Consider the following 22790-nt stretch of genomic DNA (forward strand, 5'->3'; position numbering starts at 1 on the left):
TGCCTCCGGGAGTCAAGCGGGTTGGGCGCGGCGGGAGAGCGTCTGCTCCACCCAGTCCCGCAGCACGTTGGGCGGTGCGGCGCCGGTCTGCCGGGAGATCTCCCTGCCCTGGTCGAGGATGAGGAGGGTCGGGACGGCCTGCACACCGAACCGCTGCTGCAACTGTGGAGACTTGTCGATGTCCACCTTGACCAGCTTGATCCGGCCGGCCATGTCGCGCGCCACCCGCTCCAGCGCGGGGCTGACCATCCGACAGGGGCCGCACCAGGTGGCCCACAGGTCCACCAGGACCGGCAGCGTCGACTGCTCGGCGACCTCGGCGAAGTCCTGGCTGGTGGCGTCAACGATCCACGGCAGCGCCTGGTGGCAGTTTCCGCACTTGGGGGTGCCGTCCGCGGCGGCCGGAATCCGGTTGGTCCTCCCGCAGTTCCCGCACCTGACGGTCTGCGTCCGCGGGTGTGCGGTGCCGCTCATGATGCCTCCTGACGGCCGCGGTCACGCGGCCTTGGCTTGTTGCTGCGTGGCATCGGGGAGCTCCACCACCAACTCGCCGTCGTGAGCGGTGACCACCACCGTGATGCCCTCACGGATCTGGCCGCGGAGCAGAGCACGGCCGATCTTGGTCTCCACCTCGTGCGAGATGAAGCGGCGCAGTGGCCGGGCCCCGAAGACGGGGTCGAAGCCCTCCTGGGCGATGAGGCGGCGGCCCTCCTCGGTCAGTTCCAGGGTGATCTGCTGTTCTGCCAGCCGCTTGCGCAGCTCGTCGAAGAGCAGGTCGACGATCCGTTCGATCTCGGCGAGGCCCAGTGGCCGGAACAGCACCACGTCGTCGACCCGGTTGAGGAACTCGGGCCGGAAGTGGGCGTGCAACTCGGCCATGACCAACTCCCGCACCTCGGGCTTGATCTCGCCGCCCGCGGTGGCGTCCTGCAGCAGATGCTGGGAGCCGAGGTTGGAGGTCATGATGATGACCGTGTTACGGAAGTTGATGGTGTGGCCCTGGGCGTCGGTGATCCGGCCGTCGTCGAGCACCTGGAGCAGGGTGTTGAAGACGTCCGCGTGCGCCTTCTCGATCTCGTCGAACAGCACCACCGAGTACGGCTTGCGGCGCACGGCCTCGGTCAGCTGGCCGCCCTCCTCGTATCCGACGTAGCCGGGGGGTGCTCCCATCAGGCGGCTGACGGTGTGCTTCTCCTGGTACTCGCTCATGTCGAGGCGCACCATGGCGTCCTCGCTGTCGAACAGCGCGGCCGCCAGCGTCTTGGCGAGCTCGGTCTTGCCGACACCGGTCGGTCCCAGGAAGATGAACGAGCCGATGGGCCGACGCGGGTCGCGGATCCCGGAGCGGGCCCGGATGACGGCGTCGGCGACCAGTTGTACGGCCTCGTCCTGGCCGATGACCCGCTCACGCAGGATCTCGTCCAGCCGCAGCAGCTTCTCCCGCTCGCCCTCCTGCAACCGGGCCACCGGGATGCCGGTCCAGGCGGCGACGATCTCGGCGATCTCGTTCTCGGTGACCACCTCTGGCAGCAGCCGCTGTTCGCCCTGTTTGGTGGCGAGTTGCTGCTCCTCGGCGGCGAGTTTGCGCTCCAGTTCGGCGATCTTGCCGTAGCGGAGTTCCGCGGCCCGGTTCAAGTCGTAGTTCCGCTCGGCCTCTTCGGCTTCGTGGCGGGCCTGTTCGAGCTCCTGGCGCAGTTCCTGGACGCGCCGGATGGCCTGCCGCTCGGCGTCCCACTGCGCGTGCTTGGCGTCCGCCTCGGCCCGTAGGTCGGCCAACTCGCGGCGCAGTTCCTCAAGTCGGGCCTTGCTGGCCGGGTCGTCCTCCTTGGACAGCGCGGCCTCCTCGATCTCCAGCCGGGTGACCCGGCGGGTGAGCTCGTCCAACTCGGCTGGCAGGGAGTCGATTTCGGTGCGCAGCCGGGCACAGGCCTCGTCGACCAGGTCGATCGCCTTGTCCGGTAGGAAGCGGTCGGTGATGTAGCGGTGGCTGAGGGTCGCCGCGGCGACCAGGGCGTTGTCCTGGATCTTGACGCCGTGGAAGACCTCAAGGCGTTCGCGTATCCCGCGCAGGATGGAGATGGTGTCCTCGACGCTGGGCTCGTCCACCATCACCGGCTGGAAGCGCCGCTCCAGAGCGGCGTCGGACTCGATGTGCTTGCGGTACTCGTCCAGTGTGGTGGCGCCGATCATGTGCAACTCGCCGCGGGCCAGCATCGGCTTGAGCATGTTGCCCGCGTCCATGGCGCCCTCGGCGGCGCCCGCGCCCACCACGGTGTGGAGTTCGTCCACGAACAGCAGGATCCGGCCCTCCGCGGCCTTCACCTCGGCCAGTACCGCCTTGAGGCGCTCCTCGAACTCGCCCCGGTACTTGGCGCCCGCCACCAACGAGCCCATGTCCAGCGCGAAGATCGTCTTGTCGCGCAGGCCTTCGGGAACGTCCCCGCGCACGATGCGCTGTGCGAGCCCTTCGACGATGGCCGTCTTGCCGACGCCGGGGTCGCCGATGAGGACCGGGTTGTTCTTCGTCTTACGGCTGAGGATCTGGATCACGCGGCGGATCTCCGCGTCGCGGCCGATCACCGGGTCGAGCTTGCCGGCCTGGCCCTCGGCGACCAGGTCCCGGCCGTACTTCTCCAGCGCCTCGTACGCGCCCTCGGGCGTCGCGGAGGTCACCCGCTGGGCGCCGCGTACCTGGGTCAGCGCGGACAGGAAGGTTTCCCGGGTGACGTTGTGCTCCTTGAGGCGGCGGCCGGCCTGGGTGGCGCTGCCCTCGTCGATCATCGCAAGGATCAGGTGCTCGACCGAGACGTACTCGTCCTTCAGCCGCTTGGCCTCCCGGTCGGCGGTGTCGAGCAGCCGGGCGAGCCGCTGGGTGACGTACACCTGCCCTGGTGTGGCGCCCGGACCGGTGACCTTGGGGCGCCTCTCCAGGTCGCCGCGTACGTCCGCCCGGAGTGCGTCGAGGTTGGCACCGCACTGCTCCACCAGGCGCGGTACGAGGCCGTCGCCCTGGGCGAGCAGGGCGAGCAGCAGATGTTCGACGTCGACCTCGGTGTGGCCCATCCCCGTTGCCGTGGTCTGTGCTTCCTGCAGCGCTTCCTGGGACTTCTGGGTGAGTCGGTTCATGTCCACGGCGGTCCACTCCTTCGCTGTCCGATGGGTGCGTCGGCTCGCGGATGGGCGGCGTTCACGCGGCGCAGTTCGGTCTCCAAGGACTCGATCCGGTCAAGTAGGTCCAGGACCAGCCCGATCGCGGCGTAGTTGAGACAGAGTCCGGTCCGCAGTCGTTGGACACGGGCGATGGCGGACGGTGCGGTCGCGGCGAACCACAGCTCCCCGGAGGCGTCCCGGGCGGCGTCCACCAGGCTCAGCGCGACGAACCGGCGGACCAGGTCGGGGTGCAGGCCGCTGCGGCGGGCGACGACGTCAAGGCTGAGCCGGTACGGCCGGGTCAGCGGGTAGTGGACCGTTGCCGTCTCCCGTGCGCGCTGTGCCGCGGTCGGCGTGGGACGGACGCTCATCTCACTGCCTCCTCGGGTCGAAGGTCGAAACGGCGGCCAACTCCTCGAACAGTTCCTTCTCCTTGGGAGTCGGCGAGGGCGGGACCGCTATTCGGATGTGGGCGTACAGGTCGCCCGGCCTGCCCTTCGGGTTGGGCATGCCTTCCCCGCGCAGCCGCAGTCGGCGGCCGCTGGAGGAGCCGGGCGGGACGGTGACCTTGGCGGTGCCGCTCGGCGTCGCCAGTGGCACGGTCGCGCCCAGGGCCGCCTCCCACGGGGCCACCGGCAGGTCGACATGGATGTCGCGTCCGGACAGCCGGTACCGCTTGTGGGGGAGGATCCGCACCCTCAGGTACAGGTCGCCGGCGGGGCCGTCGCCCATGCCCCGGCCGCCTTCTCCAGCGAGCCGGATCCGCTGGCCGTCGACCACACCGGGCGGTATGTCCACGTCGTAGGTGCGAGGGTGCTCCGGGCCGCCGATGGTCACCTTCCGCTTGCCGCCGCGGTGTGCCTCCTCCACGGTGAGCCGGAGTTCGGCCTCCTGGTCGGCGCCCGGCATCGGGCCGGGGGCGCCGCGGCCGCCGAAAATACCGCCGAACAGGTCCTCGATGTTGATTCCGGCGCCCTCGAAGCCCTCACCACTGGTGTAGACCCGAGCCCTTCCGCCGCCGGGCGCACCGCCGGTGGTCCAGCGGACCCGACCGCCGCCACCACCGAATCCGGCGCCCGCGGCCACCCGCTCGTCGTAGTCCTCCGGAATCTGCCGGAAGTCCGCACCGAAGCGGTCGTACCGTGCGCGTGTCTTCGGGTCGGACAGCACCTGGTATGCCTCGTTGATCTCCTTGAACCGCTCTTCGGCGGCCGGGTCGCTGTTGATGTCCGGGTGGTTCTGGCGGGCGAGCTTGCGGAAGGCCTGCTGGATCTCGTCCGCGCTCGCATTGCGCGACACACCCAGCACTTCGTAGTAATCGCGCGCCATGCCGTCACTCCTGTTTCCGGCTCACGGCCACGGCCGCTGGCCGAAGTTGCCGATCGGGGTCGCCGTATCCGGGCCGGAGCACCCGCACCACGGTGCCCGGCGCGGTGTCCGGCTCGTCGACCACCGTGACCACCTCGTGCCTGGTGGGGTCGAACGGCACATCCGTCTCGTCATGACGCGGGTATCCGAGGTCCTTGAGGATCTGGACGGCCAGGTCGCGCACCGCCCTCACCCCTTCGACGACGGAGCCGGGGTCGGCCTCGGCGTGCGACAGCGCCAGTTCGAGGTTGTCGACCACCGGGAGCCAGGCGGCGGCGACCCGCCCGCGTTCGGCGTCCCGCACCTGCTGCAACTCACGGATATGCCGCTTGCGTTGGTTGTCCAGCTCCGCCATCGCCCGGCGCCAGCGGTCGTCCAGTTCCTCGACGGTGGGGGTGGCGGCCGACTCCTCGTCCTGGCCGGTCGGCTGCCGCGTCGCCTGTTCGTCCGGCGGGTGCTGGTCCTCATGCTCGGACATGGCGGTGCCTCATCCCCGATCGAATTCGGCGTCGACGACGTCCTCGTCGGGCCCCTCGCCGGTGGCCGGCCCGCCCTCTTCGGCCGGCCCGCCCTCTTCGGCCGGTCCGCCGCCTTCTGGCGGGGTGCCGGGCCGGCGGCTGGCGAGTCCGTGGTAGATCTGCTGCAACTCGGAGGTGAGGCCGCGGACCCGGTCCACCGTCGCTTCCTCCTTGACGGCCTGACGGGCCTCGGAGACCAGCATCTCCGCGCGTGCCTTCTCGTGTTGCGGGACGGAGTCACCCAGTTCGCTCAGCCGCCGCTCCACCTGGTAGGCGACCGCGTCGAGTTCGTTGCGTGCGTCCACCGCCTGGCGCAGGGACTGGTCCTCGGCGCGGTTGCGCTCGGCCTCGGAGACCATCCGTTCGACCTCGCTGCGGTCCAGGTTGGAGCTCTCGCTGATGGTGATCCCCTGCTCGGCGCCGGTGTCCTTGTCCCTGGCGCTGACGTTGAGGATGCCGTTCGCGTCGACGTCGAAGGTCACCTCGACCTGCGGCTCGCCGCGCGGCGCCGGGCGGATGTTCTCCAGCCGGAAGCGGCCCAGAACGCGGTTGTCCGCCGCCCGTTCGCGCTCGCCCTGCAGCACCACCACGTCGACCGCGGGCTGGTTGTCGTCCGCCGTGGAGAACGTCTCGGAGCGCCGGACCGGGATGGTGGTGTTCCGGTCGATGATCTTCGTCATGACGCCGCCGCGCGTCTCCACGCCGAGGGACAGCGGGGTGACGTCGAGCAGCAGCACGTCCTTGACTTCGCCCTTGAGCACTCCGGCCTGGATGGCCGCGCCGATCGCCACCACCTCGTCGGGGTTGACGCTCATGTTCGGTTCCTTGCCGCCGGTGAGCTTGCGCACCAGCGCCTGAACCGCGGGGATGCGGGTCGAGCCGCCGACCAGGATGACCTCGTCGATGTCGTTCTCGGTCACCTTGGCGTCGCTCATCGCCTGGCGCACCGGGTCCAGGCAGCGTTCCACCAGGTCGGCGGTGATCTGCTCGAAGGTGGAGCGCCGGATCGTCTCGGTCAGGTGCTTGGGGCCGGAGGCGTCCGCCGTGATGAACGGCAGGTTGACCTGGGTCTGGGTGACCGAGCTGAGCTCGACCTTGGCCTTCTCGGCCGCTTCGAACAACCGCTGCAGGGCCTGCGGGTCGCTGCGCAGGTCGATCCCGTTCTCCCGCTGGAAGGCGTCCGCCAGGTGGTCCACCAACCGCCGGTCGAAGTCATCGCCGCCCAGGTGGGTGTCACCGGCCGTCGAGCGGACCTCCACCACGCCGTCGCCCACGTCCAGCAGGCTGACGTCGAAGGTGCCGCCGCCGAGGTCGAAGACCAGCACCGTCTCATGGCCCTTCTTGTCCAGCCCGTAGGCCAGTGCCGCCGCGGTCGGCTCGTTGATGATGCGCAGCACTTCCAGGCCGGCGATCTTCCCGGCGTCCTTGGTAGCCGTGCGCTGGGCGTCGTTGAAGTAGGCGGGCACGGTGATGACCGCTTCCGTGACCTTCTCACCCAGGGTCTTGCCCGCGTCCTCGGCGAGCTTGCGCAGCACCAGGGCGCTGATCTCCTCGGGCGCGTACTGCTTGCCGCGTACCTCGAAGCGGGCCAGCCCGCCGGGCCCCTCGACGACGTCGAAGCCCACCGCTTTGGCCTCTTCGGTCACCTCGTCGAAGCGGCGGCCGATGAAGCGCTTCGCCGAATAGATCGTCCCCTTGGGGTTGAGGATCGCCTGCCGACGGGCCAGCTGCCCCACCAGGCGCTCCCCGGTGTCCGTGAACGCGACCACGGAAGGAGTGGTGCGGGAGCCTTCGGAATTGGGGATGACCGACGCCTCACCGCCTTCCCACGCGGCGATCACCGAGTTCGTGGTACCCAGATCGATCCCGACTGCCTTGGCCATCTGGCACTCCTAGATCGTTACTCCCCCCTGCGGACGGCGCGATCCATCGGGTGGGATCCCATCGCACCTTCTGCCAGCGTGCTCGAACCGGGCGGCCGCTGACATGGCCCCGCGGGGACGAATTACGCCCGCCGTACCGACCTGCCAGGTCGAGGGGGAGCGGTGGCCTGCCGCTTTCCGGCCCCGGAGGCGAGCTCCGCGGGGCCGGATCCGTCCCGGCGGCCGATCGCGGCTCGCGTCCGAGGACCGGCGGCGCTTCGCTGCTCGGCCGTTCAGCGGAAGCTGGCGGCGATCTCGGACAGCCGGTCCAACTCCGCCAACGACTCCCGCTCCGGCATCGTCTCCAGGTCCAGCAGCACCCGGTCGACCCCCACCTTGCGCAAGCCCTCCAGCAACTCGGGATCCGCGGGCGTGTAGGCCACCGTCACTGGCACATCGCGGTTCGCCATGCCGCGCAGGCGCTCCATCCGCTGACGGAGCTCCTCCGGGGGCATGACGTTGGCGATCCAGGCGTCACCGAGCTCCGCGATCCGTGGGAACGCGGCTTCGCCGCCACCCACGTAGATCGGCGGGTGCGGGTGCTGCACCGGCTTGGGCCAGCTGTACACCGGGTCGAAGTCCACGAACTCGCCGTGGAACTCGGCCTTCTCCTTGGTCCACAGCTCCCTGATGGCACGCAACCGCTCGTCGACCAGCCGGCCGCGGGTGGCCGGGTTGGTGCCGTGGTTCTCGATCTCCTCACGCAGCCAGCCCACTCCCACCCCGAAGATGGTGCGCCCGCCCGAGACCAGGTTCAGGGAGGCGACCTCCTTCGCCGTGATGATCGGGTCCCGCTGCACCACCAGGGCGATGCCCGTGCCGACGAGCAGCCGTTCGGTGACCACCGCCGCGGCGCTCAGCGCGACGAAGGGGTCCAGGGTGCGGTAGTACTTCTCCGGCAGCTCCCCACCGAACGGGTAGGGGGTACGACGCTCCACCGGGATGTGGGTGTGCTCGGCGATGAACAGCGAGTCGAATCCGCGTTCCTCGACGGCTGGTGCCAGTGCGGTCGGCGTGATGCCCTGATCGGTGAGGAAGGTTGAGATCCCGAACTTCATGGCAGCTCCTCTGCTCGATGGCGGGACGCGACCGACCCGCGGCGCTCACTGCGCCGGGTACCGGGACCCGTCCGTCTGGCAACGATCATCAGGCCTGCGGACACTCGGGCACCGGCGGCACGCCCCGCGTGGCCGTCCGGAGCGCCCGTTGCCTCAGGCGGCGATGACCTCGGCGTCGTCGTGGCGGCCGGATGGCTCCCGCTGGTCGGTGTCGAGTCGCATGCCCAGCGGGCGGGCCAGGCCGACGACCTCCTCGTCGACCCGCTGTAGATGACGTAGTGCCTGTGCGGCGGTCGTGTCCGGCTCCTCCGTCTGCCGTGCCTCCGGGCGCGGCTCGCGGACGGCCGACGACGTGCGCCGCCAGCGTCCGAACAGCGGTTTCGCGCCGGTGTCGAGCGGCTCTCGGCAGTTGCCGCCGCTTTCCAGGCAGGTGATGAGCGCGTCGAGGTTGCGGTCGACACGCTGGGCGGCCTCCCGCAGCCGTACGTCGGACCTCATCGTGCGACGTCCCGTGGCCAGTTGTGCCATGGCCGCCAGGCTGCGCGCGTGGTAGGCGGCCGTCTCCAGCAGCCCCAGGACGTATCGGGTGATCCTTCGGCGGTTGCGCAGCGGAGTGATCGGGTGCCGCAGCGGCTGGGTGGCGGTCCGCAACTCGTCCAGGGCGTTGTCCAGCGTCCGGGCTCGTTCCAGCAGATCCACCGGCCGGCCACCGCTGAGCTCCGCGACGCCCTGCCCGGTCACCTCCCGCAGCCGCCCCAGGACTTCGCGGACCTGCTGCTCGGTGCGTTCGTAGGTGCGTACGGGCAGGACGAGCGTGCCAGCGAGGATGGCGCAGGCGGCTCCGATCGCCGACTCCCCGAGCCGTAGCTCCAGCAGTCCGGGCGTGAGGCTGTGCAGCAGTGTGTACAGCAGGCAGAGCATGGCCGTGACGAAGAAGGACGACAGCGCATAGGTCGTCGCGGTGGTGCAGAAGCTGCCGAAGACACACAGCATGAGCAGCGCGAAGGCCGTCCAGGGTTCGTTGCCGACGAGGTCGGCCAGCCAGATCCCAGCCAACACGCCGATCAGTGTTCCGGTGATCCGGCGGTAGCCCTTGACCAGGATCTCGCCGCTGGAGGAGGTGTTCACGAACACAACCCAGCAGGTGAGGACCGCCCAGGACCAGCGCTGCGGGGACAGCAGTTCGCCGCCCAGGATGGCCAACGCCGAAGCGACGGCGACCTGCACGGCGACGCGGGTGCTCGCCCGGCGCATGCCGGTTGGCTCGGTCTGTCGGCTCGCCGCCCGCTGCGCGGTGTCCTCCGCTTCCAGTACCGCCTCTTCCGTCTGCAGTTCCTCGCGCGAGCGCGCCGCCTCCGGGCTGTCGTCCGGGCTGTCGTCGGGACCGGCGAGTGCGATGCGCAGTCCCATCAGCCCACGACTGAGTTCCCCGATCGCCCTGAAGACGTCCCGCACCGGCGCCGGAGCCTCGGGGAGTCGCTCGGGATCCCGGTAGCCGAGCAGCCTGTCGCGGACGATCTTCAGGCCGACGCCCTGGTCGTTGACCGCGGTGCGGCTGGCGATCTCCCGCAGCGCCCTGAGGTCGGCAACGAGGCGGCGCACCAGGTCCGGCCGCGCCACCTCCAGCGGCACTTGCTCGGGCGGCCGGCCCGCCACGAGACGGTCGGTCAGGTCATGGGCCACCGGATTGGCACCCGGCCTGCCCAACGCCCCCAGCAGCATGGCCCCCAGCCGCTCGGCGGCGACCTCGGCATCGGCGATGCGCCGCTGCACATCGGCCGCGACCGCGGGATCCCTGATCCCCTCGTCCAGGTGGTCCTGGATCATCAGCGCGGCCTGGTGCAGGCGCGCCGTACGCCGCCGGAGTCTGCGCATCGCCGGTTCGGCCGTAGGGGCGTCGGGCCCCTGTTCGGCCACCTCGATCAACGAGTCGATCAACTGCAGGAGCCGGGCCCGGAAGGACTCGCACAGGCGGAGCAGAGTGCGTTGCGGGGAGACGCGCACCACGGCGAACCGCACCACCACGGCGGAACACCAGCCGATCACCAGCACGGTGCTCTCCTGGGCCACCACCTCCGGTCCCGTGCGCACGAACAGGGAGATGAAGTACATCTGGAAGGCGATGACACCCAGATCACTGCCCCGCTTGCCGAACCGCCTGGAGTAGGCGGCCAGGAAGACCACCACCACGCACATCAGGTCGGCCAGCGGGCGGTTCGGTGCGATCAGGGTGCCGACCGTCAGCGCGGCCAAGCCGGTGGGCAGGCCGACGGCCAGTGTCACGGCCTGTTCCCTGCGGTTCGTGGCCGAGACCGCGAAGGAGAAGACCTCCGCCGCCGTCGCACCGGTGACCACCGTCCGCGGGGGGTAGTGCGACGCGGCCAGCAGCGCGGCGCACAGCAGGATCGCCGTGACGATGCGGGCGGCGCTCAGGAATCGGATGAGCCCTGGATCGGAGGCGATGACGCGGTCCACCGCCCGCCGCCACGCCTCCGCTGCCTGTGACGTCCAGGCGAGCGCTCGTCCGCTTCGGGTGTGCTGGTCCGTGGCTCCGCCTTTCGGATGTCCGGGTCGTCGGGTCGCCTGTGCCCCACCGGACGGTGTTCGGGACTCGGTGGGCCGGGAGTCGGCCGGCGGTTCGGGCTGCCAGGGCTGCGTGGGCTGCGCCGCGCCGAGCAGAGCGCTTCGGCCCCCGGTCGGTGGGCGGCGGCTTCGTCCGTCCGGTCGTCGGACGCTTGGGCCCGGGCAGCTTCTTCGCCGGAAGGTTCCGGCGGGGTGACCCGGGCGGCGCGGGCAGGTATCTCCTTTCTTGTTTCAGCCTGCTCTTGTGTCAGCCTGCGCGGGGCGGGTAGCCGAGACATGGGCCTAAGGGGACAAAACGCACATAGTGACTCACCCTCGCAGGTCGAGGCCCCTTGCCTGACCAGGGCTCCTTCGCTGGCACAGGGGCCCGGCCGACCCGCGGTGCGCAGCCCGTACGGCCCACGGGCCGCACGACCAGCGCCGCGCTCTTTGGGAAGGAGACGGCATGAACGCCATCCCGGTGAAGGGCACGCCGCCGAACGCGCGGGCCGAGCAGTGCCTGGGCAGGATGGCCAGCCTCTGCGAGCTGGCGCCGACGATGTTCAACGGCCGGGACGAGAACGACGTCCTGAAACTCGCCGCTTCCTGGATCGCCTCACTGGGCAGTTCCCTGACCGCTGTGGGCTACTTGGCGCACGACGGGGAGCTGCGGCGCGGCGGGACCTCCGCGCTTGAGCCCGAGGACCACGCGATGGATGCCGGAGTACGCGCACTGGGCGGCCAGGACACCGCGCTCGACCTGCCGGGATTCGGCTGGGCCCGGGCCCTGGCGCTGCGGAACCGCAGTAGCTGCCTCGGCTACCTCGTCGTACGGTCGCCCACGGCCCCGGCCGATGACGACACGCACCTCGTCACCCTCCTGGCCCGTCAGACGGCCGCCGCGCTGGATCACGTCCAGGAGTGCGAGGGTGAGCGCGAGCGTGTACGGCAACTGCGGCTGATCAACAACGGCGTGACCGCGGTCAACGCGTGCCTGCGGAGCGCCGTGGCCGAGCTCCAACGCCGGATGGTGATACACGAGGCGCTCAGCCGGGTCTCGGTCTCGGGCGAGGGCGAGCCGGGCATCGTGCACCTACTGCACGAGCTGACCGGCTTCCCCACCCGGGCCGAGGACCGGTTCGGCAATCTGCGGGCCTGGGCCGGGCCCCAGGGCTCGGCTCGGCCCACCGGACTGGCCCCCGCGCGCCGGACGGCGGTGCTGCGCCGCGCCGAGCGCGAGCGCGGGCCGGTGCGCGATCGGGACCTCCTGGTCGGCGTGGTGCGATCGCGCGGGGAGGTGCTCGGCGTCCTCGTACTGGCCGACCCGCAGCACCAGGCGGGGGAGACCGAGACGTTCGCGCTGGACCAGGCTGGCACGGTGCTTGCCCGCGAACTCTCCCACGTGCGCAGCCTGGCTGATGCCGAACTGCGCATGCAGTGCGATCTGGTCGAGGACCTGGTGACCGGGACGGACGAGCAGAGCGCCTTCGCCCGGTCCGAGGCGGTCGGCCACGACCTGCACGGGGCCCACCACGTGGTGGTCGTCAGGTGGACGGGGCCGTGGGGCTCCGGAACGGTCACCGCCGCGGTCGGTCGGGCAGCCGCGGCAGGGCGGCACGACGTCCTGCTGGGACGCCGGTCAGGTGCGGCGGTACTGATCGTCCGCGGCCCGGCCGTCGGGGACGCGTTCTACGAGGATGTGGCGAAGGAACTCGGCTCCGCGGACGGTGTGATCGCGGTCGGCGGCCAGTGCGACGCCCCGTCCGACTTCTCCCACTCCTACCAGGAGGCGCTGCGCGCCCTGGAGATCCGGCAGAACTCCCAAGACCCCCGCGGCCTGATCGCCTTCGACCGGCTCGGTCTCTACCGGGTGCTGCGCACCAGTGACCACGACGCGCACACCGAGCAGTTCGTACGTGAGTGGCTCGGCCCCCTCATCGACTACGACCAGGTGCACCACGGCGACCTCGTCGCAACACTCACCGCCTATCTGGAGAACAGCAGCTACGACAGCACCGCGGCGACGCTGGCGATCCACCGCAGCACGTTGCGGTACCGGCTGCGTCGCATCCGGGAGATCTCCGGCCTCGACATCACCGATATCGAGGTCCGACTCAACCTGCATGTCGCGGCCCGCATCTGGAACGTCATCACCAGACCGCCGCTGTGAAAACACGACGGGGTTCCACCGGTACCACCCGGCGGCGCCGGCAGGTCGCACGGCGCGCCCGTCGCGGGGGAGGGCGGCTGACGTCAGCCTCCCGACTGACCGGAAGGGCCACCGAGCACCGGCTCGTCACCGGCGCGCGGCAGCAGCGAACCCAGCGGCCCGAGGTCGAGGTTGAGGTCGTCCATCGTCAGCCCGTAGCGGCCACACAGCTCGGACATCCGGTCCTGCAGGAGCATGAGCGTCATACCGACCCGCTCCTCCTGCTCCTCGCTCAGGTCACCGACGTCGACACGATGGATCGCGGTGCGCTCCATGAGCTGGCGGAGCAACTCCACGACGGTCAGGACAAGCCTGACCAGGTCGCGTTCCACGGTGTCCGGGTCCAAGGCGAGTCGTTCGGCGGCCCCACCGTCTGGACGGGCACACACTCCGGTCGGTTCACACATCTCAAGGCTCCCAGCCGCCGACGGTGCCATCAGTGATCGATTCGATGACCGCGCGCAGGTTGATCCGTACCAGGTCCACGTCGGCGATGGACAGCACCAGATCACCGGTCAGGACCACACCACCGGCCAGCAGTCGGTCCAGCAGGTCGATGAGCGCGACATGCCGACCGACGAGGGCGGTGTCTGCGTCGCGGACCGGCGCGCCCGGCGCGGTCGGTTCAACGTCCATCGTTGTCTTCGGTCCGCGAGCCGTCGTGAGCGTCCGTCGTGGCGAAGGAGTACGGAGCCCACGGCCCCGTGATCTCGATCCGCACCCCAGGCGCGTCGGCGGCCTGGGACCGCACGGCTCGCTGGAAGCGCGCCGTGTGCTCAGAGGGCACGAGGAACGCGTAGTTCGCCACGTTCTCACCCTGCCCGGCGCTGACCGGACCGTCCTGCTGTGGGCGGTGCTCAACTCCCGCACTGGCAACCTCCCTTGCGGCACCGGCCACCCGGGCCGCGACCGCGTCCGCCGCGCGCAGTGCCTGTTCGTGCGCCTGACGTCGGGCGCGGCGCTGCCGGAGGTAGTCGCGACCGGGACTGGAGCCGACCGAGACGGTGGCCACCGGCGCTGCGGCGGTGGTGGGCGCGGCCCCGGGGTCGGCGTACACCTTCACTCCCCACTCCACATGCCCCTCCAACTGCTCAAGCAGCCGCGCGAGGTCGTGAGCACGCTCGCGCAGCATGTCCGCGACCCGCGTGTCGTCGAGGAACACCGTGGCAAGCCGCATGGGCAGTACGGTCGTGTGCTCCCACGCCGCGGCCACCACGGCGTGATGGGCCCGGGCGATCACCTCCAGCTGATCGAGGCTCTCCAGTTGGTACTTGACGCCCTCTTCCGTGAACTGCTCGGCGGGCACGCTGGACACCAGCGCGCCCAAGCCGCCCTCGCAGACGGTACGCAGCGCGCGGTGGCCGGACGCGGCGGCGCCCACGGTGGCGGCTGATTCGAGCGCCGGTCCGCGCTTCCCCACGGCGTAGACGTAGCTCACCCGGTCATCGCTCATCTTCGATCTCCCTGGCACGCAGCCGACTCACCTCGGCTCGCAGTCGCTCGTTCTCCACCGCGAGTCGCTCGTCCCCCGAAGTCACCTCGGGGTCGCTGGTACGGGCGCGAGAGGAGAGTGAGGGGTCATGCTCCCACCAGTCGATTCCCATCTCCTTCGCCTTGTCGACCGAGGCCACCACCAACCGGAGCTTGATGGTCAGCAGTTCGATGTCGAGCAGGTTGATGCGGATATCGCCCGCGATCACCACGCCCTTGTCCAGGACCCGTTCCAGGATGTCCGCGAGGTTCGCCGCCGAACCCTGCCGGTCGTAGGGCGACATGCGCTCGGAGGCGGTGCGGCCCTGAAGCAAGTCAGCCATGTGTCATCAGTCCCATCGGCTCGTCAGCGTCGGCCGGCGTCCGCCGCCTGACCGCGACGACCGGTGTCGTCCCGTCGCTCCGCTTCGCCAGTGTCTTCGTCGTGTTCGTGCCGGTTGGGTTCCTCCTCCTCGTCCACCTCGTCCACCAGGTCGCCTTCCGGGTCGTCGGCGTACTCGTCGTCCTCGGCCAGATCGTCCTCGTCCTCGTCCGGGCCCATGTCCTCGTCGTCGAAGTCATCGACGTCGTCGAACCGCTCCGCGTCCTCCGGCTCGTCGTCCCGCACCGCCTCATGCGGCGGGTCGACGTCGACCTCCGCGTCGTCCTCGGCCTGCTCCTCAGCCGGGTGCTGCTCAGCGGACCGCTCCTCGGCGTCCTCGTGGTCCCTGACCACCTTGCCGTCGCGTATCTCGCCGCGCCAGCCGTCGGTGGCCTCACCGCGCAGCATGATGAACTTGCGGTAGAGCTTGAGATCCAGGCGTGCCCGTCGGCCCTGCGCCCGCCAGATGTTCCCGGTCTTCTCGAACAGCCCCTTGGGGAAGTACTCGATGACAAGCAGGACGCGGGTCAGGTTGTCGCTGAGGGGATGGAACGTCACGACGCCCTTGATCGTCCCCTTTGGGCCCGATGTCGTCCAGGCGATCCGCTCGTCGGGGACCTGCTCGGTGACGTTCGCCGTCCAACTCCGGGTGGACTTGGCTACCTTCACGGTCCAGTTGCTACTGGTGTCGTCCGTCTTCTCCACGCTCACCACGCCCTTGGCGAACGTGCTGAACTCCTGGAACTGCGTCCACTGGTTATAGGCCTCGCGGGCCGGCACACCGACGTCGATGTCCTCGGTGATCGTGACGCTCTTGGACTTGCCCCCGCCGCCCTTGCGGCCCTTGCCGAAGAGGCCCTTGACCTTGTCGGTCAGGGCGTCCTTGAGGTGCGACTTGCCCAGCGCGGTCACCGCCTGCGCGGGTGTCTTCCCCTCGCTCAGCGCCTTGCCGCCCTTCGCCAGGCTTGCGGCGAGCCGTCCGGAGCCCTGCCCGGGCTCGGCGAACCTGCTGATGCCCTCGCCCAGCTTGTGGCCCAGGTCGGCCAGCGCGTGTTCCGCGCGCGCCTGCAGGTATTCCTGGAGTTCGTCCTTGAGCCGGGCGGTGGCGGGGTTCTGCTCCAGCAGGTCCCGGACCTTTGTCGTGGTGGACTCAGTCATCGCCGCCCCCACGCTCACTGGTCCTGCGCGTGCCGCGGCTGGCCGTCTTGCGGCCGGCGGCCGCGGTCCTGCGCGCCGCGGAGCTGGTCCTGCGCGCGCTGGAAGCCGCAGTGTCGCTCGCGGACTTGCCAGCGGTGCGCCGGGCCGTGGCCGACGCCGAGCCGGCCTTGGAACGTGTGGCTCGGGGAGACTTGGCCGCCTTGCGGCGGGGCGACGAATCCGCTGCGGAGGAGTTGCTCCCGCTGACGCCTTCTTCCTGCCCGTCGTTCCTGTCGGCCGGGTCGTCGCGGTCGTCGTCCGCCGCACCGCTGGGTGCGTCAAGCTGGAGGGTGCGCTCGTGGAGCGAATCGGCAAGGCCGTTGATCCGCTTGGCCAGGGCGGCGGAGGCGGCGGACTTGGTGGCGTCCACCAGCTGGTCGCGGGCCTGGTCACTCAGGCCGCTGAGCACCGGGGAACCGGCGATCATCTTGTTCAGCCTGAGGGGTTCAAGGCGCAGCTTGCGCCCGGCGAGGAACATGCCCAAACCGATGGCCATCTTCGCCTTCTTCGTACGCCCGAGAAAATACCCGCCGACTACGGCGAGGCCGATCTTGGCGTTGTTCATCATCTGTCGTCCACCTCGTTCTCCTTCGCTTTCACGGCGGTTGGCGCAGGGGATGTGCTACGCGCCGCCGCGGCGATGGAGTTCGAGCCACTCGATCTGGTCGAGCAACTCGTCCTCCAGTCTGTCGAATTCGGCTTCATCGATCTCACCGTCGAGCAACCGCTGTTCCAGGATGGCCAGTTGCCGCCGTAGCGGCGCCGGATCGTGACACTCCCGCTCCGCGGTGAGCACCAATTGGTCGATCACCCACACCGCGCCTTCCACGGGGGCGAGCGGAAGCGTCAGAATCCGCGTGACGAGTCCCATCACCAACAGTCTCAGACGAAGCTGTACGGCGGCAGAGGGCCGTGCAGGCTCAGCGAATACGCCGGTCCGCGGCGCTCGGCCTCTTCCCGCACCGCACGCGAGAACAACTCCATGTTCTCCCGCCTCACCAGGAACGAGACGTTCAGGAAGTTCGAGTCCTGCTGCTCGGCGGCGTGCTGGCGTACCGTGAGGGATGCCAACCGGTCCACGATGTGCTGGGCCTGAACGGAATTACGGTGCTGGATTTCACGGGACAGCAGTTCGCCGAGCGCGATCTTCTGGTTGCGCGCATCGGGGTTCTCCCGGGTGAACTCGTTGAGCTGACGCGCCTCTTCCGACTCCGCGATGATCTCCCGCAACAGGTCGTCCTCGTCGCGGGAAGCCTTCAGGTTGAACTCCAGGCAGCCCTCGAGTTCCTTCAACCGCTCCAGGTAGGCGTCGCGCTGGTCGTCCAGCGCGGTGAGCACCTGCTCGTCGTCCGGGGCCACCAGGCCGAACCGCATCGGCAGCACCGCTCCGTCGGCCAGCAGCCGTTCCAGCACGTCCTGGTGTGCGACGAGGTCGCGGCGCTTGGCCCGCAGTCCGGCCGGGGCGTCGCTGACGACCGCGCTGAGCGCCTGCGTCCCGAGGGCACGCAGTTCGCCGGCCGGATCCCCAACCCCCTTTATGCCCTTGAGCCGCAGCGGGTGGTCCGCCGACGTGATTGCGTAGATGTAGGTCGACATCGCTCAGTCCTCCCGCCTGCGTGAGGTCCGGCGGCTCGATGACGCCGTGCTCCTGCGTTCCGGCTGCTCCTCGGGCTCCGAATCGCCCGCCCGTTGGAGGGAGTCGCTCAGCGCCTCCACCGCTCCGGTCAGCGCGCCCTTGGACTTGCCCTTCGCTCCGCTCTCCGTCGCCTCGCCGACTATGTCGGTGAGCTGCGTCGGCGCCTTGCGGCCTGATTCCAGATCGAGGCGGTTACACGCTTCGGCGAACCGCAGGTAGGTGTCGACGCTGGCGACGACAACGCGCACGTCGATCTTGAGTATCTCGATGCCGACCAGGGAGACGCGTACGAACGCGTCGATGACGAGCCCCCGGTCCAGGATCAGTTCGAGGACGTCGTACAGATTCCCCGAACCGCTTCCGCCTGCTGTTGAATTCGATTGCGGTGCAACCGTCATATCTCCTTCGCCCTCCAGGTTCCCGTGTTTCGTCAGCGGTCCAGTTGACCTCGCGCATATCGGCGGGTCCGCTCGTAGCTGATGAGTTCGCCGTCGCTGTCGAGTGCCACCCGGTAGGAGGCCATCACACTCGTGGTCTCCGGGATCCGCTCGACCTCCACGACTTCGACGTTCGCCGACCAGCCGGCCTCGGTGGCTTTGACCGCGGATACCTGAACTGTCTGGCACTGCAGTAGTTCGCCGAGTTGACGTGCGGCGGCCCGCATCGCCGTGGACAACGAGATCCCGTTGTCCCGCGGCTTGCGCTGTCGACTTTCCTTGTTGTTGGCCTTGTGATCTGTGGTGGTCATGCTTCCGCCCAATCGATCACGTATCGAGTGCTGTGCCGACCCTTGTTAGCGAGTTCTCGTCGGCTGGCCGAACGCCTGCCCGAGCGAGCAGAACGTATGCACCGCACGCACGACGTGGCGCGCATCGCCGTATTGCCCCGCCGGTTTGAGACGGCGGGGCAATACGCAACGCCCTAGAGGCGCCTCAAGGCATGCGGGATGTTCTCGTGCCGCTTCAGTGGATCCGGTTCCTCCGGGCGAGGCCGAACTGGAGCGCCGCCGCTGGCCGGCACATCGGTGGCAGTTCGCGCGCTGAGCCTTCTCCGAGCCGATCGGCGCCCCTGCGGCCATCTGGCGTCGGGCCTTCGCGAGTCGTTGCTGCCGACCGTCGGAGCGCCGTTGTGGCGGTCGAGTTGCTGTCGGGTGAGCGGTCGGCCTGGGGTGGGGCGTCTCACGGGGCGCCGTCCCGCGCGGAGTTGAGCCCGTACTGCTTCGCCGGGCCGGAACCGTTGGTGACTGCCGTTCTCTTCGGCTGGTGACCGAAGTCTCATCCGCGCTCGCGCAGGTACGCCTCCAACTCGGCGGCCCCGGTCAGCATCGCCCGCCCCCGGGCGCACAGCCGGCCGCGCCAGTCGCACAGTGCGGCCTCCAGCGGCTCCAGCCCGCCGGCGGCCCGCACCTGGGCGATCAGCGGGGCGATCTGCTCCAGCAGGTAACCGCCCCGCCTGAGCTGGTGGGCCAGCCGGGCGTCCCGTACGTCGGCCTCGTCGTAGAGGCGGTACCCGGTCAGCGGGTCGCGGCGCGGGCGCACCAACCCGGCGCGCTCCCATTTGCGTAGCGTCGCAGGCCGGATTCCCAGCTTCCCTGCCAGCGGCCCGATGAACGTGCCGCCGGGCCCGGACACCGCGCCCAGTTCGGATCCCACACCGGGTTCGCAGGCCGTGGTGGGATCCAGATCGCGGAGGGCGCTCTCCACGGCCTGGAGGGTCTGGCGGTCTTCGAGGAGCTGGGCGTGGCTCTCGTCGATGAGTCGGAACGCCTCATCGGCCGCGCCCTGGTTCACCGCCCGCATGATCGACGTCGCCGTCTGGTGGCCGTGGCCGGGCACCAGGGCGAGGAACGCGCGCAGGGCCGCCGCGTGCAGCGAGGTATAGGTGCGGTAGCCGTGGGATGTGCGACCGGCGGCCGGAAGGATGCCGGCCTCCTCATAGTTCCTGATCGCCTGTGTGGACAGACCGTGCCCGCGCGCCAGATCAACCGGCCTGAGCCGTTCACCGCTTTGAGACTTTCGATCCATAGTCCTGCCGATATCGCGAAAAGTTTCAACCGAAAGTTCAACGATACCGTTGAAGGCATGGCTACTGACATCAAGGACATCACCCATGCCGTCGAGGCCGCCGCCGTCATGAGGCTGCTGCCGGCCCGGCCGAGGTTGCTCGCCCTGGGCGAGCCCACCCACGGCGAGGACACTCTGCTCGACCTGCGCAACGAGCTCTTCCGGCAGTTCGTCGAGCAGGAGGGCTACCGGACGATCGCGATCGAGAGCGACTGCGTGATGGGCCTGGTCGTGGACGACTACGTCACCTCGGGCACGGGCACTCTCGACGAAGTCATGGAGCACGGCTTCAGCCACGGGTTCGGCGCGTCCGCGGCCAACCGCGAGCTTGTGCGCTGGATGCGGGCCTACAACGACGGCCGGCCCGCGCCCGAGCGGGTCCGCTTCGCCGGTTTCGACGGCCCGCTGGAGATCACCGGAGCCGCGAGCCCCCGGCAGGCCCTCACCGCACTCCACGGCTACCTCTCGGCCCGGGTGGACTCGGACCTGCTTCCCTGCACCGCGGAACTGCTCGACCACCTGCTCGGCGCCGACGACCGGTGGACCAATCCCGCCGCGATGATGGACCCGGCCCAGTCCGTGGGACAGTCGGCCGAGGCCAGCCAACTGCGGCTACTCGCCGACGATCTGGTGGCGCTGCTCGACCACCAGACGCCGCACCTGATCACGGCGACCTCGCGGGACGACTGGGACCGGGCACGCCTGTACGGGCGCACCGCAACCGGCCTACTGCGATACCACTACCGCATGGCCGACACCTCACCGGCCCGCATGACGCGGCTTTGCGCACTGCGGGATTTGATGATGGCCGACAACCTCCTCGCAGTCGCCGCTCGGGGCCCAGCACTCATCCACGCCCACAACTCCCATCTCCAGCGGGAGAAAAGCACCATGCAGTTGTGGGAGGGGCAGGTGGACTGGTGGAGCGCCGGCGCGCTGGTGAGCGCGCGACTCGGCGAGGAGTACGCCTTCGTGGCCACGGCCCTCGGCACGATCCGGCACCAGGGAGTGGACACCCCGCCCCCGGACACCGTTGAAGGGCTCCTGTACGCGCTCCCAGAGGACCGCTGCGTCATCGACGCGTCGCGGCTGGCCACCGCCCTCGACGACATGCGGCCCGCGCCCCGCCTGTCCCCCTGGTTCGGCTACGCCCCGCTTGACCCAACACACCTGGCGGACAGCGACGGCATCGTCTTCGTCAAGGATGTCCCGCAAAGGTAGTGCCCCTATCAGCAGTCCGGCCTGTCCGGGCGCCTCGGATGCGCGGGGGCGTCCTGACCGCAACGGCGAACACGACGCGGCGGCCACTCCCGCCGGGTGGCCGCCGCTAACACCGTCTGCCCGCGCTGCGCGCACGAGACCATCGACAAGGTCCACACCTCGCCGGTGCCTGGTGCGTGGGACGTGCTGCAGTGCGCCCAGTGCCTGTACACCTGGCGCACCAGCGAACCCCCTCGCCGCACCCAGCGCGACATCTACCCCGACAGCTTCAAGATGACCGTCGAGGACATCGCCAACGCGCCCGGGGTGCCCACCATCCCGGCGCTGCGGACCACCGCGTGAACGACGTTTGTAGGGCTAGCGCGAGAGTCGCTTCGGCAAGCACCGTGCACTCGGTGAAGCACGAACTGTCCGTCCACGTGCGCAAGATCGCGCCGAAGTGCAACGGCGCCACTCCGCAGGGGGCGACGAAGGCCGACGCGCGCCCCGCACGATGTGGACACGTGGTGGGGACAGCACGTGTACCGGCGGGTTAGCAGTGCTGGCGAGGGGCGGCGCGTGCGCGACTGGTCGGCCGCCGGATCCGGTACTGAGGCCAACCGCGCGGTCCCGCGCCGCAGATCAAGCGTCCAACTTGATCTTTCGCATGGTCAGGTGGGAAGTGATCCGCAGGAGACCGGGGAGTCCGCTGAGTTTGCCGGTCAGGAAGGCCTCGTAGGCGGCGTGGTCCGCGACCGCGACGCGGATGAAGTAGTCGGGGCGTCCGAACATCCTGCGGAACTCGATGACTTCGTCGTAGGAGGTCACGGTCTCCTCGAACTCCTCGATGGTCTTGCGATCGTTGGCGTAGACCTCGACGTCGACGAGTACTTCCAGGCCGCGGCCGACGGATTCGGGGTCGAGCACGGCGCGGTATCCGGCGATGACGCCGACGTCCTCCAGACGCTTGACGCGCCGAAGACATGGCGGCGGCGTCAGGCCGACCCGCTTGGCCAGTTCGACGTTGGTCAGCCGACCGTCCTGACGCAGGTGAAACAGAATTTCGCGGTCGATGGCATCGAGGACGCCTTCATTGCCCATGGAGCCAGCACAGGGCCATTTCTTGGAACCATGTGAGGCGACTTTCATTCTAATATTTCTCCATGAACGCACTTCCGGTCACCGTGGGCGGCCCCCCTCGCCGCCTCGGTTCGGGACGACGCGTGCACCGGTGCTCCTCAACCGCTGGGCCGGGCTTGCCGGTTCAGCGGTCAGCCGCGGGCGAGGCGCTTCATGAGGTTGGCTTTTGCCGCTGGCCACTCGTCGGCGAGCATCGAGAAGTACACGCTGTCCCGCCAACTGCCGTCGGCTTGCAGCTTGTGGCGGCGTAGTACGCCCTCCTTGACCGCGCCCAGGCGGGCGATGGCTTGCTGGGAGCGTTCGTTGCGGTGGTGGGTCTTCCACTGCACCCGCCCGTAGCCCAACTCCTCGAAAGCGTGGGTGAGTAGCAGGAGTTTGGCCTCGCTGTTGACGGCGGTGCGCCAAGCGGAGCGCACGTACCAGGTCCAGCCGATCTCCAGGCGCTCGTCCCGCTCTTCGATCTCCAGGTAGGTCGTCCAGCCGAGAGGACGACCGGTGGCGCGGTCGATGACGGCGAACGGGACGAGTGTCCGGCGTTCGGCGTCCGCGAGCAGCTTCTCGGCGGTGGCCCGTAGGTCGTCTGGCGTGCGGGGCGCGGGCACGGGCAGCCAGCGCCATATTTCCTCGTCGTCCGCGCCAGCCGTGAAAAGGCCTGGGACGTGATGGGCAGTCAGCGGTTCCAGTCGGACGTGGCGACCTTCGAGCACGACCGCTGAAGGGGTCTTTGCGGGCATGATCGAACCCTAGACCGGCTTCGCACTAGGCGCAATTGCCTTTTGTGCTATTGCAAAACCGGCACCGGCTGGGCCGCCTCCCCGCAGGACGCTTCTTCGAGGGATCACCTCTTGAACGCAAGGGCGCTGCTGCTGGCGCTTCGCATGCGGGAATAGTCATGACATGGAGGCTGAAAGGACC

24 protein-coding genes are annotated in these 22790 nt (G+C 69.5%); 3 read left to right on the forward strand and 21 right to left on the reverse strand.

The features are described from left to right. Nucleotides 1-12: 12 nt before the first annotated feature. From trxA to P3G67_RS11565, 8 genes are all read right to left on the reverse strand, one after another. Nucleotides 13-474: a thioredoxin gene (gene trxA / locus P3G67_RS11530; RefSeq protein WP_276093354.1), complete on the reverse strand. Its 462-nt coding sequence runs from the start codon at nt 472-474 to the stop codon at nt 13-15. Between the two features lie 21 nt (nt 475-495). Beyond that, nucleotides 496-3132, reverse strand: coding sequence for an ATP-dependent chaperone ClpB (gene clpB / locus P3G67_RS11535; protein WP_276093355.1), 2637 nt, complete (start codon nt 3130-3132; stop codon nt 496-498). After that, on the reverse strand, nt 3123-3521 hold the full coding sequence (locus P3G67_RS11540) for a chaperone modulator CbpM (protein WP_269855915.1): 399 nt from the start codon (nt 3519-3521) through the stop codon (nt 3123-3125). The genes clpB and P3G67_RS11540 overlap by 10 nt, the downstream gene beginning before the upstream one ends. Nucleotide 3522: 1 nt before the next feature. Next, on the reverse strand, nt 3523-4479 hold the full coding sequence (locus P3G67_RS11545; RefSeq protein WP_276093356.1) for a DnaJ C-terminal domain-containing protein: 957 nt from the start codon (nt 4477-4479) through the stop codon (nt 3523-3525). Between the two features lie 4 nt (nt 4480-4483). After that, on the reverse strand, nt 4484-4996 hold the full coding sequence (locus tag P3G67_RS11550) for a nucleotide exchange factor GrpE (RefSeq protein WP_276093357.1): 513 nt from the start codon (nt 4994-4996) through the stop codon (nt 4484-4486). Between the two features lie 9 nt (nt 4997-5005). Then, the gene (gene dnaK, locus P3G67_RS11555) at nt 5006-6919 is read right to left on the reverse strand and encodes a molecular chaperone DnaK (protein ID WP_276093358.1); all 1914 of its coding nucleotides are present in this window, start codon (nt 6917-6919) and stop codon (nt 5006-5008) included. 272 nt (nt 6920-7191) lie between these two features. Further along, a complete protein-coding gene (locus P3G67_RS11560; RefSeq protein WP_276093359.1) occupies nt 7192-8016 on the reverse strand; it encodes an LLM class F420-dependent oxidoreductase in 825 nt (274 codons plus the stop codon). 153 nt (nt 8017-8169) lie between these two features. After that, nucleotides 8170-10491 carry an FUSC family protein gene (locus tag P3G67_RS11565; protein ID WP_276093360.1) on the reverse strand — a complete coding sequence of 774 codons (2322 nt, stop codon included), beginning with the start codon at nt 10489-10491 and terminating at the stop codon, nt 8170-8172. A gap of 553 nt (nt 10492-11044) precedes the next feature. Here P3G67_RS11565 and P3G67_RS11570 point away from each other — a divergent pair. Next, nucleotides 11045-12748, forward strand: a complete 1704-nt coding sequence (locus P3G67_RS11570; RefSeq protein ID WP_276093361.1) for a PucR family transcriptional regulator — start codon at nt 11045-11047, stop codon at nt 12746-12748. Nucleotides 12749-12831: 83 nt separating this feature from the next. Here the strand turns inward: P3G67_RS11570 and P3G67_RS11575 are convergent, their stop codons facing one another. The 11 genes from P3G67_RS11575 to P3G67_RS11625 all read right to left on the reverse strand — a co-directional run bounded on the left by P3G67_RS11575 (nt 12832) and on the right by P3G67_RS11625 (nt 19496). Next, entirely contained in the window at nt 12832-13194 is a 363-nt protein-coding gene (locus P3G67_RS11575) for a gas vesicle protein K (RefSeq protein ID WP_276093362.1), read from the reverse strand. Nucleotide 13195: 1 nt separating this feature from the next. Then, entirely contained in the window at nt 13196-13423 is a 228-nt protein-coding gene (locus P3G67_RS11580; protein WP_276093363.1) for a gas vesicle protein, read from the reverse strand. Next, nucleotides 13413-14240 carry a GvpL/GvpF family gas vesicle protein gene (locus P3G67_RS11585; RefSeq protein ID WP_276093364.1) on the reverse strand — a complete coding sequence of 276 codons (828 nt, stop codon included), beginning with the start codon at nt 14238-14240 and terminating at the stop codon, nt 13413-13415. Before P3G67_RS11585 ends, P3G67_RS11580 begins: the two co-directional genes overlap by 11 nt. Next, entirely contained in the window at nt 14230-14601 is a 372-nt protein-coding gene (locus P3G67_RS11590; protein WP_269855925.1) for a gas vesicle protein, read from the reverse strand. Before P3G67_RS11590 ends, P3G67_RS11585 begins: the two co-directional genes overlap by 11 nt. 23 nt (nt 14602-14624) lie before the next feature. Beyond that, nucleotides 14625-15797, reverse strand: coding sequence for an SRPBCC family protein (locus P3G67_RS11595; protein WP_276093365.1), 1173 nt, complete (start codon nt 15795-15797; stop codon nt 14625-14627). After that, nucleotides 15790-16404 carry a hypothetical protein gene (locus tag P3G67_RS11600; protein ID WP_276093366.1) on the reverse strand — a complete coding sequence of 205 codons (615 nt, stop codon included), beginning with the start codon at nt 16402-16404 and terminating at the stop codon, nt 15790-15792. Before P3G67_RS11600 ends, P3G67_RS11595 begins: the two co-directional genes overlap by 8 nt. 54 nt (nt 16405-16458) lie before the next feature. Next, a complete protein-coding gene (locus P3G67_RS11605) occupies nt 16459-16707 on the reverse strand; it encodes a gas vesicle protein GvpG (protein ID WP_276093367.1) in 249 nt (82 codons plus the stop codon). An 11-nt stretch (nt 16708-16718) separates the two neighbouring features. Next, on the reverse strand, nt 16719-17432 hold the full coding sequence (locus P3G67_RS11610; RefSeq protein ID WP_276093368.1) for a GvpL/GvpF family gas vesicle protein: 714 nt from the start codon (nt 17430-17432) through the stop codon (nt 16719-16721). Nucleotides 17433-17435: 3 nt separating this feature from the next. Then, the gene (locus tag P3G67_RS11615) at nt 17436-17870 is read right to left on the reverse strand and encodes a gas vesicle structural protein GvpA (protein WP_276093369.1); all 435 of its coding nucleotides are present in this window, start codon (nt 17868-17870) and stop codon (nt 17436-17438) included. Between the two features lie 32 nt (nt 17871-17902). Beyond that, nucleotides 17903-18220: a gas vesicle protein GvpO gene (locus P3G67_RS11620; RefSeq protein ID WP_276093370.1), complete on the reverse strand. Its 318-nt coding sequence runs from the start codon at nt 18218-18220 to the stop codon at nt 17903-17905. A 526-nt stretch (nt 18221-18746) separates the two neighbouring features. Beyond that, the gene (locus tag P3G67_RS11625) at nt 18747-19496 is read right to left on the reverse strand and encodes a TioE family transcriptional regulator (protein WP_276093371.1); all 750 of its coding nucleotides are present in this window, start codon (nt 19494-19496) and stop codon (nt 18747-18749) included. A 57-nt stretch (nt 19497-19553) separates the two neighbouring features. On the opposite strand from P3G67_RS11625, the gene P3G67_RS11630 reads away from it, so the two are divergent. Then, nucleotides 19554-20756, forward strand: coding sequence for an erythromycin esterase family protein (locus P3G67_RS11630; RefSeq protein WP_276093372.1), 1203 nt, complete (start codon nt 19554-19556; stop codon nt 20754-20756). Nucleotides 20757-20852: 96 nt separating this feature from the next. After that, the gene (locus tag P3G67_RS11635) at nt 20853-21098 is read left to right on the forward strand and encodes a non-oxidative hydroxyarylic acid decarboxylases subunit D (protein ID WP_276093373.1); all 246 of its coding nucleotides are present in this window, start codon (nt 20853-20855) and stop codon (nt 21096-21098) included. Nucleotides 21099-21377: 279 nt separating this feature from the next. Here P3G67_RS11635 and P3G67_RS11640 read toward each other — a convergent pair whose 3' ends face one another. Together P3G67_RS11640 and P3G67_RS11645 are read right to left on the reverse strand one after the other, a co-directional pair. Continuing rightward, a complete protein-coding gene (locus P3G67_RS11640) occupies nt 21378-21836 on the reverse strand; it encodes an Lrp/AsnC family transcriptional regulator (protein ID WP_276093374.1) in 459 nt (152 codons plus the stop codon). Between the two features lie 170 nt (nt 21837-22006). After that, nucleotides 22007-22609, reverse strand: coding sequence for a GNAT family N-acetyltransferase (locus P3G67_RS11645; protein WP_276093375.1), 603 nt, complete (start codon nt 22607-22609; stop codon nt 22007-22009). Nucleotides 22610-22790: the final 181 nt, after the last annotated feature.

Origin of the sequence: Streptomyces silvisoli, from assembly GCF_029269905.1 — a bacterium.
Taxonomy (GTDB): Bacteria; Actinomycetota; Actinomycetes; order Streptomycetales; family Streptomycetaceae; genus Streptantibioticus_A; species Streptantibioticus_A silvisoli_A.